This is a genomic window from Neobacillus sp. PS3-40, from assembly GCF_030915485.1.
GTDB lineage: Bacteria > Bacillota > Bacilli > Bacillales > Cytobacillaceae > JAUZPL01.
In genome coordinates, this window is record NZ_CP133266.1 from 2,705,259 (window position 1) to 2,723,210 (window position 17,952).

A 17,952-nucleotide genomic window follows, 5' to 3' on the forward strand; every position below is an offset into this window, starting at 1 on the left:
AACAACTGACTATTAATCTCAAAAATTTTAAAAAATCAATATTGAATATGAATAACTACCGTAGGTAGTGGTCTACCTACGGATAGCTTTCAGCTGATTCTACTAATTATTTAGAGAGTTTTAAATCATTTAAATGCAACTTGCAAAGATCATTATAAGCAACACCTTCAAGTTTAGAGCTAACAGCAAATGATTTAGGGTGCTGCACTAAGAATGCATAAGGGCTATTCTCAGCCATTATGTCTTGCATCTTACTAGAAATCTCTGCACGTTTTGTATCATCAATTTCTACCTTCGCTTGTTCAGCTAAACTAACTAATTCAGAATTAGCTGCTGGGTCCCAGTTAGCGCGTTTTCCTACAATATCGCCTGGGATAAATGCTAATTGGTTGTTTAAATCATAGTAGTCAGGTGACCAGTGCATTACTATGAATGGAGCTTTACCATTTCTATAATCATCGATTACAACGCCAATTTCTCCAGTTTTAATTTCTACCTTGATATTAATTTTTGCAAGATCTTCTTTTACCTTTTCAGCTATTGTTATCCATGAAAGTCCTTCAGAATCGTAGTTAGCGGCTGTAAGAGGTACTGTAAAGCCATTCTCAAACCCTGCTTGCTTCATCAATTCCTTTGCCTTTTCAATGTTTTGATAATTATCTGGTCTTGATTTAGCACCAACAAATCCTTTTTGAACAAAAGACAATGGTAGCAGAGCTCCATCACCTGCTAATTGTTGGAATCCTTTATAGTCAAGTGCATATCGGACAGCTTGCTGAACAAGTGGATTTGCCATTTCTTTACTGATTTCAGGCTTATTATTCATTAATAAAAATGAAATTGTTGAAGTTGGTGAAGATACAACCTTTGATTTTCCACCAGCTTTAATGCTTTTCACTTGGTCAGGTCCAACGCTTAATGCAACGTCAATATCCCCTTTTTCAAGTGCTTGAATTTGTGTGTTTGGATCAGGCATTTCTTTGATTATAATTTTACTTGCATTCACAGTTCCCTTATAATTTGGATTCTTTTCAAGAACCATCTCAGTATTTGCAGTCCACTTCTTCAATACATAAGGACCACTACCAGCAGATGCTCCATCAAGGTAAGCAGATGCTTTATCTGATGTGCTTGCATCAGCTGCATCAGAACCGCCTTTTTCCTTCACAACTTTGCTATCTAGAACTGCAAAGGCATTTCCCGTGATTTTTGAAAGAAATGATGCGTCCTTTGCTTTAAGTGTGACAACAACAGTTTTGTCATCTTTTGCTTCCACTTTTGCAACGCCTTCTGTAAGAGCAGCAGCATTACCTTTTATATTTTTTGTACGATTAAAACTGAAAACAACATCATTTGCAGTTACAGGATTTCCACTTGAAAATTTATGTCCCTCGTCAAGCTTGAATGTATACACAAGTCCTGAATCATCTACTGTGTATTCTTTAGCAAGGACTGGCTTTGGAGTTAGATCTGACCCTTCCACCATATATAAATTCTCATATGTTGCATAAAAATAGAAATTTCCGTACACCTCATAAGCACGAGCTGGATCCATTGTTTTCCAGTCGGACGCTACCCCAATAACGATTGTATCAGCATTGGATGCAGATGTACCTCCAGTTGCAATGTTGTTACCTTCCTTCTTGCTACATGCGAAAAGTGATAGAGCCAACATCAATGTAATGGCCAGTAAACCAGTTTTTTTCATCATCCAAAACCCCTTTTTTAAAAAATTTATAGAATCATTTTGTGCATAAATGACATGCAACAAAGTGGTTACCACCTGTTTGAATAAAATCTGGTACCTCAGTTTTGCATATATCCATCACTGCAGGGCATCTTGTGTGAAACCGACAGCCAGATGGTGGATTAGAAGGGCTTGGTATATCCCCTGTAAGAATAATCTTCTCTTGATGATTTCCGCCTGCATCTGGAATAGATGAGAGAAGCGCCTTCGTATATGGGTGTTGCGTTTTTTCATATAGATTATCGCGAGTTGTCAGCTCAACAATTTTACCTAAATACATAACTGCGATTCGATCACTAATATGGTGAACCACGCTTAAATCATGTGAGATAAATAGATAGGTAAGGTTTAATTGTTTCTGCAGGTCCTCTAGTAAGTTAATTACCTGTGCTTGTATCGACACATCTAAAGCCGAGACAGGTTCGTCACACACAATAAATTCTGGACCCAGTGCCAATGCCCTAGCAATCCCCACCCTTTGTTTCTGCCCACCTGACATTTCATGAGGAAATCTATCCAAAAAGCGACTTGCTAGACCGACCATATCCATCAGTTCAGTAATTTTCGCTTCAGCATTTTCGATTTTATGAATTTTGAAGGGTTCTAATAAAATTTGCTTGATGGTTCTACGTGGATTTAAGCAAGCAGAGGGGTCTTGGAAAATTAGTTGTGCCTTCTTGGTGAAATTTTTCTGCTTTGATTTAGAAATATTGGTAATATCCTCGCCATTGAAAATAATTTTAGATCCATGATCTGACGCATAAAGACCAAGCAATGTCCTGCCTAACGTACTTTTACCACATCCACTTTCACCGACAAGACTAAATGTTTCACCCTTTTTAATCGTAAAAGAGACATCATCTACTGCTCTAAGCAAGCCTTTTTTTCCATTAGGGCTTTTAATATGAAAGGACTTCTTTAAGTGTGAAACCTCTAAAATGTTTTCAGAGGAATAATAGTTTGATGCCGTTGCGATGCTATTAGTATCATTTTGTGGCATTTACATCATCAACCTTTTCTGCTACGTCATAAATGAAGCATCTTACTTCACGACCATCTTCTTGTTTAAATAATGGAGGCGCTACTAGTTTGCATTTTTCTGTTGCATATTTGCAACGCGGATGAAAGCTGCAACCACTTGGCATTTTCAACGCATCAGGGACAGTGCCTTCAATCGCCTCAAGTCTTGCTACTTTACTAGAGATTTTCGGTATGGCATTTAGCAATCCCTTCGTATACGGATGAAGCGGATCAGCAAACACCAACTCAGTTGGACTTTTTTCAACTATTTGACCCGTGTACATGACGACCACTTTCTCACACATTTCTTTCACAACACCTAAATCATGGGTGATCATGATAATACTCATATCTCTCTTTTTCTTAAGGTTGTTCATTAAATCTAGAATTTGTGCTTGGATAGTAACATCTAATGCAGTAGTAGGCTCATCCGCAATTAATAGTTTTGTATTACAAGCCAACGCAATGGCAATCATGATTCTTTGTCGCATTCCGCCTGACATTTGATGCGGATATTCATGAAATCTCTGCTCAGGGGAAGGAATACCAACCATTCTCAGCATCTCAATTGCATATTTTTTTGCATTTTGCTTGCTTACATCTTTTTGGTGAATCAGAATTGGCTCCATGATTTGCTTGCCACAAGTATGTAGAGGATTAAGTGAGGTCATCGGCTCTTGAAATATCATTGATACAGACTTTCCTCTAATTTTTCGCATTTCATCAGGTGAAAGTTTTAACAAATTTACGCCATCAAAATTAATTTTTCCAGTTATTTCAGCGTTAGCATTTTGCAAAAGTCCCATTATAGAGAGAGAGGTAACACTCTTGCCACTTCCACTTTCACCAACGATTCCTAGTGAACTACCTTGTTCCAATTCAAAGCTTAAACTATCAACTGCTTTGACAACACCCTGACGCGATTTGAACTTAATCGTCAAATCTTCTACTTTTAGTAATGTCATAAGCCTCACCTTTTTCAAATGTATTGTTAAATGATTGCTAAAGTTTAGATACACTTTAGTAATTTATGAAATTAATTTATTTAGTTAAAAATAACTGGAGTGATCACAGAAAGTAATATCGTTTCCTTATCAAGCGGATTCTCCCATATATGTGGAAGTGTTGACGGGAAATGGATTGCTTCTCCTTCTCGCAAATAATATTCCGTCTGATCGACAGTAAATAATACAGCCCCTTTTAGAACATAATAAAATTCTTCGCCAGGATGTTTAACTGGTTCATTTTCTTTTTGGTGCGGCTTTATTGTTACGAGAAATGGCTCTATTTTTCTATCTGTAAAGTTATTGCTTAACCTAATATAAGTAGAATCAGAACTTTCTATTTTAAAAGGTTTTTGTTCTTGCTTTTTCACTGCGTAATTTAAATTTTCTGTCTCCTCGAAGAAATGAATCATCTTTACACCAAACGCGTCAGCAATTTTTTTTAATGATGTGATTGCGAGTGATGATGTACCTCTCTCTATTTGGGATAAAAAACTTACAGACAAATCTGTCCTTTCACTTAAGTCCTTTAAAGTCATACCTTGTTCGAATCGTAATTGCTTAATTTTTTGAAAAATTTCTTCCATGACTTAATCCCTTTCCTTTAACTGAGGAATAATTACTGTATTACTGTAATTAATTATGATTTTATCATACTTTTCTTCAATGTAAATGAATATTTAAAATATTTTTTATATTCGCAATAGGAAGCGCAGGGACGGTTCGTGCGCTTCTTTATTTATACATGTCCTAATTTTGAAGGCTTTAACGAATAACTCCTTTCCATTAAAAGCAGGAGAAACAATTAAATTGGTAGAATAATGTAAATGATTAATTCGGATTCAGGTGTGATTATATGAAATTAGTAAATGAAGAAGACTTTATCCGAGAAATAAAAAAAGATGAATGGATGATACAAATTTTAACGACTGTAAAATCATTAAATCTTCCTGACTGGTGGATTTGTGCTGGGTTTGTCCGCTCAAAAATTTGGGATTTAATACATGATTTTGATAGTAGAACTCCGCTTTCAGATATTGATGTTATATTTTTCGATAAAAAAAACACGAATGAAGTAACAGAAAAGAAAATTGAAGAGAAGCTAAAAGTTCTAATGTATGATGTTCCTTGGTCAGTCAAAAATCAGGCAAGAATGCACATCAAAAGTAATCTACCACCATATTCTTCTTCAGTTGATGGAATTTCAAAATTCCCAGAAACCGTTACTGCATTAGGGGTTAAGGTAGATGAAAAAAATAATGTTATATTAACTGCCCCCTGGGGAGTTCAAGACGTTCTTAACCTTGAAGTCAAACCCACTCCTTATTTTCTTGAGGGAAAAGAACAGGCGGAAATTTATAAAAATAGAGTAGTAAATAAAAATTGGAAAGCGGTTTGGCCAAGGGTGAAAATCTACAATATGGATTATTAATGAACTACAAACCGGTGTATTTTTCAGTGATAAATAATGAATCAGGGAAAGATTGATTCTAAAAGAATATTATTGTTTTTCGTTTAAAAATGCTGGAAGAAAAGGAAGAGAATATGAATATAGAATTAACAAGATTTAGAGTGAAAAAGGGCAAATCTGAACAAGTAGACGAATGGTTGAAGTTTTTAGATGAAAATATGAAAGATGTTTTAATAACCTTGGAAAGTGAAAAAATGTATGTCGAAACAATATTTAGAGAACATCTATTTGGTGACGAATATTTATATTGGTATTCGATTCAAGGTGAGGGTGGTCAAGAAATACAGGATTCAGAACATTGGATAGATAAAAGACATTTAGAATATTGGTATGAATGTATTGATGAAACATATAAACCTGAAAATTTGAAATCAGAAGTAGTAATGATTCCAGAAAAGGTTCGAAAAAGTATGGAGTAATTGAACCTTTATATAAGCCAAATTGGTTAAGGGGGAATAAAATGAAACAAAATGTTGGTACAGAAGAAGCAATTAAAAGATGGGATAGATTTGCAGATACATATTCTGCAAATCATAATGAACAAGGAGATATACATAAAGAGGTATTTTTAAATCCAACTCTATTTACATTAATGGGAACAGTTAAGAATAAGAGGGTTTTAGATGCTGGGTGTGGTGAAGGGTACTTAAGTAGACTTTTAGCTAAGTCTGAAGCCATTGTAACGGCTGTTGATTCTTCACCAAGAATGATAGAAATTGCTAAGGAAAGAACTCCAAATGATTTACTAATTGATTATAAAAAAGGTAATTGCGAAGGATTAAATTTTTTAGAGGATAATAGTTTTGATTTAATAGTTTCCAATATGGTTTTTCAAGATCTTGAAAATTATGAAAAGGCTTTTCAAGAAATGTATCGGTTATTAGCTGATGGGGGCTATTTTATTTTTTCGATATTACATCCTTGTTTTGTTACACCAGAAAGTGGCTGGGAGAAAACAATAGATGGTAAAAAATTGCATTGGAATGTAGATAAATATTTTTATGAGGGTGCGTATGAACAACGTTTAGGTGATAAAGAAAAAATGTTATTCTTCCATAGAACCCTAACAAGTTATGTAAATACGTTAATTAAAACAGGTTTTTATTTGGAAAGCATAGTAGAACCGAAGCCATCAGATGAGATGCTGAAAATATATCCTACTTTTGAAGAAGATTTTAGATGCCCTGATTTTATTGTTTTTAAATTAAAAAGAAAAAGTTAATTTAATGATGAAAACTCATTACAGTTGTGCAAAAGGATTCAGTATTAACGAGAGGGGAAGAATCATGTTTGTATTTAAAATTGATGAAGATGTATCTTTAAGATTGATTGAATTAAATGATGCGAAAAAAATTTTTAAGCTAACAGATAAATCAAGAACTTATTTGAGAGAATGGTTACCATGGCTTGATAGTACGGCAAAGGTTGATGATACCAAAGGTTTTATTCAAGGTTGTTTAAAAGGTTATGCGGAGAATAAAAGTATCACTACCGTTATTTTATTTGATGGAGAAATTGTTGGGGTTGCTGGCTTTAATAGTATAGATTGGTCAAACAAAACAGCATACATTGGTTATTGGCTGGGGGAGGAATTTCAAGGAAAAGGAATCATGACGAAAGTTGCTAAAGCATTGAATGATTATGCTTTTAGCTATCTAAACTTAAGTAAGGTTGAAATTCGGGCTGCTTCGGGCAATAAAAAGAGCAGAAGTATTCCTGAAAGACTTGGCTTTGTAAAGGAAGGATGTATTAGGAGAGCGGAGTGGTTATATGACCATCACGTAGACCATATTGTTTACGGGATGTTAGCAGAAGAATGGAGTAGCCATAAATAATTTTTACTATCTATTTTATGGAGGTGCATTTTCTTTAAAAAAGAGAAGTGCCCTTTTTTGACTAACCAGAATTTATACCCATAAATTCTGCTAGCGCATAAATGCAACTACGCCTCTGTCATCGCCCTTAAGGGCTCTTCCGACATTGTTGAAGAATTAGGTATTTATTTTGAAAATAGAGATTCTCTCGTTAGTGCTTATTGAATTGGTGATGAAGAATACTCTTTTCGAAAACCAGTTGATTGTATTAAGCTAGAAAATCATGAAACATCTAATATAAAGCTCGACTTCGGAAATTTAGAAGATTGGGGTATCAATATTCTAATAGGACTTGATATCTTAATGGATGGGAAGTTTATCATTGATTTAGATGAATTGAATCCATTTTTAGAGCCTAAGCATGCAGAAATAGAAAAGTTAGTTCGCCCAATTCAAACTGTGAGAAGTACAAAGGAATTTATTAAAGAATAAAACAATTTTAACTTGAAAAAAGACGATGATTTCTAATGCTAAGGAATCATCGTCTTTAATTTTTCCATTTTTAATATATAACGAATCAACAAATTAGATAATTTGACAATCAATACATTTTCATTTAAAATAATCTCGAATCAAAGATATGTCAGTTAGAGATATATTAATTAAGGATAAGATATAAACTTAGGAGGCTATATAGTTATGTCAAAAGACTTTTTCACAGTATTGAAAGAAAGACGTTCATATTATGGAATCAATAAAGAGATACAGGTTTCTGATGAAAGAATAAAAGAAATTGTTGAATTTGCTGTAAAACATACACCATCAGCATTTAATTCTCAAACTGCTCGCCTTGTTGTCTTGACAGGAGAAGCACATAACAAATTATGGGACATTACAACTGATTCATTAAGAAAAGTTATTGGAGATGGTGATTTCTCAGGAACTCAGCAAAAAATGGAATCTTTTAAAGCTGGATACGGAACAGTATTATTCTTTGAAGACGAAGCAATTGTGAAATCTCTACAAGAGCAATTCGCATTATATGCTGACAATTTCCCGATTTGGTCACAACAAGCATCTGGTATGCACCAATTAGTGGTATGGACAGCATTAGAAGCAGAGGGATTAGGAGCATCTTTACAACATTATAATCCACTAATTGATGACGAAGTAAAAAATAAATGGAATATCCCAGGCAACTGGAAACTGATTGCTCAAATGCCATTCGGAAATCCAACCGCTCCAGTGGGTGAAAAACAATTCCAACCACTTGAAGATCGTGTGAAATTTTACAAATAATTAGTTGCCATGTGTATGATATATTCTAAACCAGTTTCCTATCGGAGCTGGTTTTTTTAATGATGATTCATATATTGATACATCTCTTAACCTTATATTTGTTGTTAATCATATCTTTACAAAGGAATAGAATATTATTATTAATGACTGGGCTTTTTTACATGTTAGAAGAGAGGGGGAGAACAAAAGATTATATCATTTTATATTTATTTTCAAACGCTGGCTGTGAAAGATTTAATTCTTCGGAGGCTTTTGTAAAACTTTTATGTTTTGCGACTGTTTGGCAGTGTTTTTATCTCTGGAATTGCCCTTATTATCGTAGGAGGCATAGCCTACTGCGCATTAGCAAGCGGGAAGGAAAAAGAGCCTCGCCATGCCGCACTCGTTGGTTTAAGATAGCACTTTTTAATATATGGAATTGTTCTTGACGGTTTTTGTCATTATCCCAGGATGAAAAATCCACCTCAATCCAATTAAGATTGCTCTTATTAAATAAGGTGCTTAATTTCATGAGCACCTCTTTTTCTTCCATATATTTCGTAGCAGTTAAGGTTTGCAACGCAAATAAAATATTGTTTTGCTCCTCCTCAGTTAATACGGACTTATCTAAAACATAATTATCTAATAAGGTAATACCCCCACCTTTCCCTTGTGTCGCATAGATTGGAATGTTTGCCGAAGTAAGTGTATCAATATCTCGATAAATGGTTCGAATAGACACTTCGAAATGTTCTGCTAATTCTTTGGCTGTCACTGATTTTCTGTTAACTAAAATATATACCACCTCAAATAACCTATTCATCTTCATAAGCTAACCTCAATTATTTTTTTTATTTTTTTATGTAGTAGAGAATTAATGCAGCAACCCTATGCATTTATTGATACATTTCCTATTCTAAACATAGAAACATCCTATTAGACAAATATATCTAAAGGGATTACATTGTACAGCCATTATAGGCAGCATTAAGATAGAATGCCTTCAATTTTTATTTTTTAGGAAGTCTGAAGTGGTGAAAAAAGAATTGAATAGGAGTTTGTGAAATTAAACTACACAAGGCAAGTTGGTCATCAAATAAATTAGGCTTAAACCTATTGGTATCAATGTTTTGAGCCTTTCTTTATGAGCCAATTATCAAATTAGCAAAAAAACAGTCCCTTCATACTTTCTAATTCCCCCTTAAATTCATTACTTAATCCTATTTTTCCCTAGAAGGTTCGCAAGTAAAACGATACGAATTCATGAAAATCATTCGTTATAAAACTAGCATTGATTGGAAATTTGTATGTTTCTTTTGAGAGACTTTTCATAATCAATTTTAATAAAATATGAAATTGCTATTTTATCAAATGTTTTTGTATCTAAGGCACTAATGTTAATTTATTTTGTCACATTTTGTCACATATTTTACATTATTTTAGCTATTTTACGTGATAAAAGTTGCAGTGTAAATTTTCCAAGAAAATTAATATTTAGTGTATGGAAATAAAAACCTGCGTTTTTACAAAAACAGGTGCACAGAATGTAAATATGGTTGTTTCAAAACAACAGTTCAACAAAGTCAATATACAGGTATTTCAACTTGAAAAAAAGCACATTATATAGGTTTTTGTGATGGAGTCAGATTAATTTTGGACAACCTCTATAATTTTTTTAGTAGGGTGCGTCTATCATGTCATGATCTATTGCAGACGTGGAAAGCTGGTTCTTTAAACTATCAGACAATTTATCTATATGGAGGGACTTCAGCAATGCACAACAAAGGTATTCCTGATGAATATCCGATTACTTTAGTATTAAATGGCTTTGAGGTTGCCGTATTTCAATTAACAAAACTAGATTTAGAGGATTGGGCCTATGGATATTTATATTCAGAAGGATTTATCCAAACCACCGAGGATATAGGGTCGGTCTTGATTCGCGATGATATTGGAAGAATTGATGTTGTTCTTACAAATAAATTTAACATTGATCAATGGTTTGGGAAAAAGAAACATTATACTGCAGGCTGTGGTCGTGGCGTCACATTTTTTTCGATGACAGATGTAAAAAATTTTACTCCTGTTCATTCAACTACTAACTATGCACTTAGCTATCTATTAAAAAAACAAAGTGAGTTTGCTCAAAATTCACCACTTTATTTGAAAACAGGCGGAATGCATGGGGCATGTATTGTTGATGAGTACGGTTTAATCACTGTACGTGAGGATATTGGGCGCCATAATGCCGTTGATAAAATAATCGGCTATGCCTTAAGAAATCATTTGAATCCAAATGGGTTGATCCTGCTCACAACTGGAAGAGTTTCTTATGAAATGCTTTCCAAAGCAGCGAAATTTGGTTTTGCCGTGATTGGTTCACGAACTGCAGCAACTAGGCAGGCATTGCAGCTAGCCCACTTTTTAAACATAGAGGTAGTCGGATATCTAAGGGGAAAAAAAGCAGTAGTCTATACCTCAACAGATAGAGTACAAGACGACCTAAAGGAAAAGTTCGCCTAAAAATATTGAAAGGAGTGATTATAGAAAATTCAGAAGAGTAGAAAAATGGTGTTCTTAGATTAGAGATAAACACCTAAGATGGGAAGGAGAAAAGAGATGGAAGAGATAGAAGTGAGGAATCTTAGCCGGCGGCAATTTTTAAAACTATCCGGAGCTGCAGCCGCAACCTTGGCCATTGCTGAGCTTGGCTTCAATGAAAAGAAAGCGTATGCACAGACAAAAGGGTTCAAGATTGCAAAGACAACCGTTACACCAACAATCTGCTGCTATTGTGGTGTTGGCTGTGGCATATTGATCCACACAAAGAATAACTCAGTTGTCTACACCGAAGGGGATCCCGATCACCCAATTAATGAAGGAAAACTTTGTAGCAAAGGAACAGCGATTAGGCAATTGTATACATCTGAAAAGAGATTAACCAAACCTTTATACCGTGCACCTGGAAGCAATAAATGGGTTGAAAAGGATTGGAATTGGATGCTTGATACGATTGCAAAGCGTGCTAAAGAAACACGGGACAAATCGTTTGTTGAAGTAGAAAACGGGGTTACTGTAAATAAGACGGAGAAAATTGCAAGTCTTGGTGGTGCCGCGCTTGATAATGAAGAAACGTATTTATTATCAAAATTAATGAGAGGGCTTGGTGTCACTTACTTAGAGCATCAGGCACGAATATGACATAGTTCTACGGTTGCCGGTCTGGCACCTACATTTGGTCGTGGAGCAATGACTAACCACTGGAATGATCTTCAGCATACTGATTGTGCCTTAATTATGGGTGCAAACCCAGCTGAAAACCATCCGATCAGCTTTAGATGGCTGATGAAAGCTAGAGAAAACGGCGGAAAAATTATTTCGGTCGACCCCCGCTTTACAAGAACATCTTCTCAAGCCGATGTGTATGCACCGCTTCGCTCTGGAACAGATATAGCGTTCCTTGGGGGAATGATAAATTATGCAATCCAAAATAATTTAATTCACAAAGAGTATGTTGCTAATTATACAAATGCTTCGTTTATTGTGAAGGAAGATTTTAATTTCAATGATGGTTTATTTACAGGCTATGATGCTGCAACACGTATATATGATAAAACAAAATGGGCGCTCGAAACAACTCCGGACGGCAAACAGGTCAAGGATGAAACATTAGAACATCCGCGCTCCGTCTTCCAGCTAATGAAAAAACACTTTTCCCGTTACGATGTTGATACCGTAACAAGTATGACTGGAACGCCAAAAGAAGATTATCTAAAAGTGTGTGAAGCATTCTGTTCAACAAGTAAGGTTGGAAAGTCAGGTACAATTATGTATGCGATGGGTACAACCCAGCATACGGTTGGAACACAAAATGTTCGTTCATTTGCCATTTTACAGCTTTTACTAGGAAACATTGGCTTACCTGGCGGCGGAATCAATGCAATGCGGGGCGAGTCGAATGTACAAGGCTCAACAGATTTCGCTTTATTGTATGATAACCTGCCTGGATACCTTGTTTCTCCAAAAGCAACTGTACCTGAGCATGCAACCTTGAAAGGCTATTTGGATAAAGAAACACCAAAAACAGGCTATTGGAGCAACAAGCCGAAATTTGTCGTTAGCCTGCTTAAAGCATGGTATGGCGAAAACGGAACAAAAGACAATGAGTTTGGCTATCAATTCTTGCCAAAAGGAAATAAAAACTATTCACATATTAACCTTTTTAAAGCCATGTATGAGGGACAATTAGACGGAGCATTCCTGTTTGGCACCAATCCAGTTGTCGGTGGTCCAAATGCCGGCAAAGAAAAAGAAGCCCTCGCAAACCTAAAATGGATGGTGGCAATGGATCTTTGGGAAACAGAAACATCGGCATTTTGGCAAAAAGAAGCAGGTAGTAACCCGACTTCAATTAATACAGAAGTATTCCTGCTCCCTGCATCATCTTCCTATGAAAAAGAAGGCAGTATTTCAAATAGTGGCCGTTGGATGCAATATCGGTGGAAAGCAATTGATTCAAGGGGCGAAGCAAGACCTGACCTTGAAGTCATTCATGAGCTTGCAATTCGAATTAAAAAGTTATATGCAGGCAGCACGAAGCCTAAGGACAAGCCAATCCAAGCTCTTACTTGGAACTTCGGAACTGGCGATGAAGTGGATATTGACCTAGTAGCAAGAGAAATCAATGGCTATGATCTCAAAACCGGAAAATTGCTTGCTGGCTTTGGGGCTTTGTTGGAGGATGGTTCAACTACGAGTGGTAACTGGGTTTATTCCGGCTTCTATCCGGCAGAAGGTAAAAACCTTTCAAAACGCCGTGATAACAAAGACACAGGTAACGCAAACTTCTTGAACTGGTCGTTTGCATGGCCGATGAATCGCCGCATCATTTATAACCGTGCTGCAGCAGACCCAAGTGGTAAGCCCTGGAGCAAGGAAAAAGCGGTTATTTGGTGGGACGAACTCCAGGGAAAATGGATTGGTAACGATGTTCCTGACTTTAAACCAGTCATCGCACCATCAGATCCAGGTGGAACAGGCGCCTTTATGATGAACAAAGATGGTGTCGCGTTATTATTTGCACCAACATTAAATGATGGGCCATTCCCAGAACACTATGAACCGTTTGAAAGCCCGATTGGTAAAAATCTATTTTCGAGTCAGCAACTTAACCCTGCTACAGTCATAATTGAAGGCGATTTCAATAAAAAAGGCGATAGGAAAAAATTCCCGATTGTTGCGACAAATTACCGTGTAAGTGAACACTGGCAATCCGGTTCAATGACAAGAAACCAAGAATGGCTATCGGAACTTGCGGGGCATATGTTCATTGAAATGAGTGAAGAATTGGCAAAAGAAAAAGGCATCAAAAATAAAGATATGGTCTTTGTCAGTTCTGCACGCGGAGAAATTAAAGCGCATGCAATGGTGACAAAACGCTTTAAACCTTTTACCATAAATGGACAAAAGGTACACCAAATCGGGATGCCATGGCATTTTGGATACAAAGGCATTGCAACAGGGGATTCAGCAAATCGCTTGACACCACATGTTGGGGATGCAAATACAACGATTCCGGAATTTAAGGCATTCCTTTGTAATGTAAGGAGGGCTTAAGAATGACAGATTATGTAAAATTTGTTGATGTCACCAAATGTGATGGCTGCCGGGCCTGCATGGTTGCCTGCAAAAACTGGAATGATCTTCCGGCTGAACCGCAGGAATTCCTAGGCAGTGTTCAATCTCATAAAAAAGTTTCTGCAGATACATGGAATGTTTTGGAGTATATTGAGCATGAGAATGGCCGAGGTGATCTGGAATACCTATTCCGCCATTCATCCTGCTTCCATTGTCATGATGCAGCATGTGAAAAGGTTTGCCCTGAAGATGCGATCAGTCATTCAAAATTTGGAACTGTTGTGATTGATCATGACAAATGTGTCGGCTGCGGCTACTGCGTGCAAAACTGTCCATTTGAAGTTATTTCCTTAAAAACCTATAAGGATAAAAATGGAAAAGAATATCGAAAATCACAAAAATGCACAATGTGTACGGATCGATTGGAAGAAGGTCTACAACCTGCTTGTGTAACAACCTGTCATACTGGTGCAATGCAATTTGGTCAAAGAAATGCCATGCTTCAAAAAGCACAGCAGCGTTTGCAGGAAGTAAAAGGCCGTTTCCCAAATGCCCAAATCTATAATCCAACAGGTGTCGGCGGAACGAATACCATTTATGTATTAGGTGAAAAACCTACTGTATATGGACTTCCTGAAACTCCAAAGGTTCCAATTTCTGCATTAGCTTGGAAGGATTATGCACAGCCAGTGGGCAAGATGATGCTCGGGGCAACCACGATGGCGGTTGTAGGTGCGTTCATCACAAACAGACTGTTTAATAAAGAAGGCAAGGGTCATCAGGAAAATGGAGGTGATAGAAATGAGTAAGCAAAATACACCAGATTTGAAAGTGCGTCGTTTTTCAAAGGGATTTGTTATAGCGCATGCGGTAAATGCTATTTCGTTCTTGGCACTTTATATCACAGCATTGCCAATGTACGCTAATTCCTTTAATTGGCTGTATTCTGTTCTTGGCGGCCCAGCAAATGCCAGGATGCTTCACCGAGTTTTTGCTTGCATCTTTGTTACGCCAACAATTATCTACTTGATTATGGATCCGAAAGGCTTATTCCTTTGGACGAAAGAGCTAATAACGTGGAAAAGAAGAGATCTTCAGTTTTTTACAGAGTTTGTTAAGGACTTATTTGGCTTTAAATTTAAACATATTAGACAAACATTCTATAATGCCGGAGAAAAAGTAAACTCGATCCTCCAAATTTTGTGTGCACTTATGATTATTTGCTCAGGATTTACAATGTGGTTCCCGCAATTCTTTCCAAGAGTGGTTACCCAGTGGGGATACTTTTTCCACAATGTTGGTTTTGGCGTTGCTTTTGCAGTTGTGGTTGGCCACGTTTACTTAAGCGTCATTCATGTAAACTCAAGAGCTGGATATACCGGAATTCTTTCGGGAATGGTTCCAGCCTCATGGGCTAGTGAGCATCACACTGACTGGTACGATGAAGAAGTAGCAAAAGGAAATTTCCCGAATTTAGGAAAAAAATCAAAGAAAAAATTAGGTGCTTAAGTTTAAGTATGTAATGGATATGAAAAGGGAATGGCTGAGAAAATAGTAGCCATTCCTTTACTAATCATAGAAGGGATAATGGGCGATGAAAACAACTGTTGTAACGAAGGAGTATCAAGAACTTCATCAAACCATCCAGCATTTGCAAAGGGAATGGAAAAGACAATTAAACCCGGAAGCAGTCCAGCCAAATCTGGACAAGACGGCCCTTCAATCAGGTATTCCTGTTGCAGCATTAACTCATTTTCAGATTGATACCACTCAATATATAAAATGGGTAAATGAATTAGCCGAGATTTTAAGTACAAAAAATCAGAGCCTTACGGGTAAGGAACTCTCTTTAAAAAATTTAATGAATGAAGAAACAGCACAAAGTTGGATGGAAGCCGCAATAGCATCTAATCATTTGTACTTTATTGAGTTTGGTGAAAAAAATCATCTTGATGAGTGGTTTTCGCCTTTTATTGCTGAAATGGCCGTTCGTCCGTATTTACAATTGCTTGCGGAAAAATTTAAAAATAAGATTGACTCTTTTGTTCCAGGCGCGGGCTGTCCCGTTTGCGGTGAACCGGTAAGACTTGCACAGCTTGAAGAAGATGGGAAAAAGGTAGCCCATTGCCCCCGCTGTCTTTTTTATTGGCATTTAAATCGATTAACATGTTCTCACTGTGGAAACGAAAATCACGAGTCAACTCGGTTTCTCACCATTGAGGAGGATCCAGCATCGCAAATTCAAGTTTGTGAAGAGTGTCATGGATATACAAAATTGATTGATACGAGACAATATCTTGAAAAACCCGAAGCATCTTTACTGGATTTGACAACAATCCATCTTGATTTTGTTGCCCAGGAAAATGGTTATCTGGCGGCAGTTGAGAAAAGGGATTTAAATAAAACATGTTGAATCACGTTTGACCACAATCGCTTAAAACAGCTGGAGAATAGAAATTCTGTCTATTTTAGCTAATCAGAATTTATATCCATAAATTTTGCTAGCGAATAAGTGCAACTACGCCTCTGTCATCGCCCTTAGGGGCTTGCCAATCGGCGAGTTTTCTTTATAAAAGAGAAGGATTTTTTCCTACTAATCCATCATTTGAAGGAGAGTATGAATATGATATCAAATATTGGTGTTCCAGGTTTTATTATCATCTTAATAATTGCACTTGTCATTTTTGGCCCTAAAAAGTTGCCAGAGCTTGGCAAGGCTGTTGGACAAACTTTAAGGGAATTCAAGCGCTCCACACAAGGCTTGATGGAAGATGAAAAAGAAACTATCAAAGCAACTGTAAAATCAGAACATGAACCAAGTCCTAAATAATAAATGAACATAGTTCAATCAATTGTTGAACTGATCTGATCAACACCTAAAACGTAAGTTGTAAATCTGGTCGATTTTATTACCCCGATTGTTGAATTTCTTTTTTAAACTATTCTGTTATGTAGGACATCTTAAACAAAAAGGGCCTCACCATCAACCGGTGGTGTGTTAAAATAATCCGGAACAAATAGAAAGGCTGGCTCAAAATGGTCAATTTTCACAGGCCTTTTGAGTCAGCCTTTTAGTGATTAGTTTCTTACTTAGTAATGGAATTGGCTGAACAATTGGGAGTAGAGAGAGGAGCTCCCTGGAAATCATAGTAAGGAGCTTGCTGGAAGATTGAGATCAAAAATAGAATCATAACTTTAACAAAGGATATGATAAAATGGCTCATAAAGAACAAATAAATCCGCGTTTTCATGGAATGCTATGATTTAAAGGGGCGAAGAAAATGAGTATAAATAGTGGTTTATTTCATTCATTAGAGGGTAAAAATATCTACTTCAAAGCACTAAGTATAGAAGATGTTCAAGAGATACATGATTATGCGTCAGATAAAGACGTCTCACGATTTATTGGCTGGAATTTAATGAATACTTTGAATGAAACTCGTGAGCTCATTGAAATCATGATAAAACGTGAGTCGGAGGGTACTCATTTATATGCCTCCATTGTTCAAAAATCAACTCAAACAATTATCGGGACCGCCATGATTTTCAATTTTGATCATGAAGCAAATCAAGCTGAAGTGGGTTATGTTTTTCATAAAGATCATTGGGGTAAAGGGTACGGCACGGAGATCGTTACCTTGATGAGTGAGTTTGCATTTACAACACTTAATCTTCACAAACTCCATGCTAGTGTAGTGGATGCAAATATTGGTTCTGCCCGGATTCTCGAAAAGAACGAGTATGAGCTAGAAGGACGACTAAAAGATCACTATTTTATAGAGGATAAATATTATGATTCCTTGCTTTTTGGCAAAATTACAAACCTGCAATCTCGCAAAATATAAAAAACGAAGAAAACACAGGGACGGTTCTTATGCTTTCAAATTGAAAGCAAGAGAACCGTCCCTGTGTTTTTACATAGAATTCCACACAAATGAAAAAACTAGGATACAGAATGACAAAAAAAGAAAGGGAGTTATG

General features: G+C 36.4%; 18 protein-coding genes and 1 pseudogene. 13 read left to right on the plus strand and 6 right to left on the minus strand.

The genetic code is table 11. From position 1 onward, the window contains the following. Window positions 1-106: 106 nt before the first annotated feature. The 4 genes from RCG20_RS13230 to RCG20_RS13245 form a co-directional block, all read right to left on the minus strand. On the minus strand, window positions 107-1,708 hold the full coding sequence (locus RCG20_RS13230; RefSeq protein WP_308180597.1) for an ABC transporter substrate-binding protein: 1,602 nt from the start codon (window positions 1,706-1,708) through the stop codon (window positions 107-109). A gap of 34 nt (window positions 1,709-1,742) precedes the next feature. Beyond that, complete coding sequence (locus RCG20_RS13235; protein WP_308180598.1) at window positions 1,743-2,747, minus strand: ABC transporter ATP-binding protein; 1,005 nt, start codon at window positions 2,745-2,747, stop codon at window positions 1,743-1,745. Then, window positions 2,734-3,732, minus strand: a complete 999-nt coding sequence (locus RCG20_RS13240) for an ABC transporter ATP-binding protein (protein ID WP_308180600.1) — start codon at window positions 3,730-3,732, stop codon at window positions 2,734-2,736. The genes RCG20_RS13235 and RCG20_RS13240 overlap by 14 nt, the downstream gene beginning before the upstream one ends. 80 nt (window positions 3,733-3,812) lie before the next feature. Beyond that, entirely contained in the window at window positions 3,813-4,358 is a 546-nt protein-coding gene (locus RCG20_RS13245; RefSeq protein ID WP_308180601.1) for a helix-turn-helix domain-containing protein, read from the minus strand. A 269-nt stretch (window positions 4,359-4,627) separates the two neighbouring features. Between RCG20_RS13245 and RCG20_RS13250 the strand changes: the two genes are divergently transcribed. The 6 genes from RCG20_RS13250 to RCG20_RS13275 all read left to right on the plus strand — a co-directional run bounded on the left by RCG20_RS13250 (window position 4,628) and on the right by RCG20_RS13275 (window position 8,355). After that, window positions 4,628-5,203, plus strand: a complete 576-nt coding sequence (locus RCG20_RS13250) for a nucleotidyltransferase family protein (protein WP_308180602.1) — start codon at window positions 4,628-4,630, stop codon at window positions 5,201-5,203. Window positions 5,204-5,316: 113 nt separating this feature from the next. Then, window positions 5,317-5,661 (plus strand): DUF6176 family protein, encoded by a 345-nt coding sequence (locus RCG20_RS13255; RefSeq protein ID WP_308180603.1) that lies wholly within the window; start codon window positions 5,317-5,319, stop codon window positions 5,659-5,661. A gap of 41 nt (window positions 5,662-5,702) precedes the next feature. Further along, window positions 5,703-6,464, plus strand: a complete 762-nt coding sequence (locus RCG20_RS13260) for a class I SAM-dependent methyltransferase (RefSeq protein WP_308180604.1) — start codon at window positions 5,703-5,705, stop codon at window positions 6,462-6,464. Between the two features lie 64 nt (window positions 6,465-6,528). After that, complete coding sequence (locus tag RCG20_RS13265; RefSeq protein WP_308180605.1) at window positions 6,529-7,077, plus strand: GNAT family N-acetyltransferase; 549 nt, start codon at window positions 6,529-6,531, stop codon at window positions 7,075-7,077. Window positions 7,078-7,419: 342 nt separating this feature from the next. Beyond that, window positions 7,420-7,548 carry a hypothetical protein gene (locus RCG20_RS13270; RefSeq protein WP_308184434.1) on the plus strand — a complete coding sequence of 43 codons (129 nt, stop codon included), beginning with the start codon at window positions 7,420-7,422 and terminating at the stop codon, window positions 7,546-7,548. 207 nt (window positions 7,549-7,755) lie between these two features. After that, window positions 7,756-8,355, plus strand: coding sequence for a nitroreductase family protein (locus RCG20_RS13275; protein WP_308180606.1), 600 nt, complete (start codon window positions 7,756-7,758; stop codon window positions 8,353-8,355). A 190-nt stretch (window positions 8,356-8,545) separates the two neighbouring features. Here RCG20_RS13275 and RCG20_RS13280 read toward each other — a convergent pair. Next, a pseudogene (locus tag RCG20_RS13280) lies at window positions 8,546-8,608 on the minus strand (hypothetical protein); the annotation flags it as partial. Window positions 8,609-8,668: 60 nt separating this feature from the next. Then, window positions 8,669-9,163 carry a helix-turn-helix transcriptional regulator gene (locus RCG20_RS13285; RefSeq protein ID WP_308180607.1) on the minus strand — a complete coding sequence of 165 codons (495 nt, stop codon included), beginning with the start codon at window positions 9,161-9,163 and terminating at the stop codon, window positions 8,669-8,671. Window positions 9,164-10,107: 944 nt separating this feature from the next. On the opposite strand from RCG20_RS13285, the gene fdhD reads away from it, so the two are divergent. The 7 genes from fdhD to RCG20_RS13320 all read left to right on the plus strand — a co-directional run bounded on the left by fdhD (window position 10,108) and on the right by RCG20_RS13320 (window position 17,816). Beyond that, window positions 10,108-10,857: a formate dehydrogenase accessory sulfurtransferase FdhD gene (gene fdhD, locus RCG20_RS13290; protein WP_308180608.1), complete on the plus strand. Its 750-nt coding sequence runs from the start codon at window positions 10,108-10,110 to the stop codon at window positions 10,855-10,857. A 96-nt stretch (window positions 10,858-10,953) separates the two neighbouring features. Further along, window positions 10,954-13,950 (plus strand): formate dehydrogenase-N subunit alpha, encoded by a 2,997-nt coding sequence (gene fdnG / locus RCG20_RS13295; RefSeq protein WP_308180609.1) that lies wholly within the window; start codon window positions 10,954-10,956, stop codon window positions 13,948-13,950. Window positions 13,951-13,952: 2 nt separating this feature from the next. Then, window positions 13,953-14,780 (plus strand): 4Fe-4S dicluster domain-containing protein, encoded by an 828-nt coding sequence (locus RCG20_RS13300; RefSeq protein ID WP_308180610.1) that lies wholly within the window; start codon window positions 13,953-13,955, stop codon window positions 14,778-14,780. Further along, a complete protein-coding gene (locus RCG20_RS13305) occupies window positions 14,773-15,480 on the plus strand; it encodes a formate dehydrogenase subunit gamma (RefSeq protein WP_308180611.1) in 708 nt (235 codons plus the stop codon). The genes RCG20_RS13300 and RCG20_RS13305 overlap by 8 nt, the downstream gene beginning before the upstream one ends. An 85-nt stretch (window positions 15,481-15,565) precedes the next feature. Further along, window positions 15,566-16,384 (plus strand): formate dehydrogenase accessory protein FdhE, encoded by an 819-nt coding sequence (locus RCG20_RS13310; RefSeq protein WP_308180612.1) that lies wholly within the window; start codon window positions 15,566-15,568, stop codon window positions 16,382-16,384. Window positions 16,385-16,594: 210 nt separating this feature from the next. Next, on the plus strand, window positions 16,595-16,801 hold the full coding sequence (locus RCG20_RS13315; protein ID WP_308180613.1) for a twin-arginine translocase TatA/TatE family subunit: 207 nt from the start codon (window positions 16,595-16,597) through the stop codon (window positions 16,799-16,801). 451 nt (window positions 16,802-17,252) lie between these two features. Continuing rightward, a complete protein-coding gene (locus tag RCG20_RS13320; protein WP_308180614.1) occupies window positions 17,253-17,816 on the plus strand; it encodes a GNAT family N-acetyltransferase in 564 nt (187 codons plus the stop codon). Window positions 17,817-17,952 lie beyond the last annotated feature (136 nt).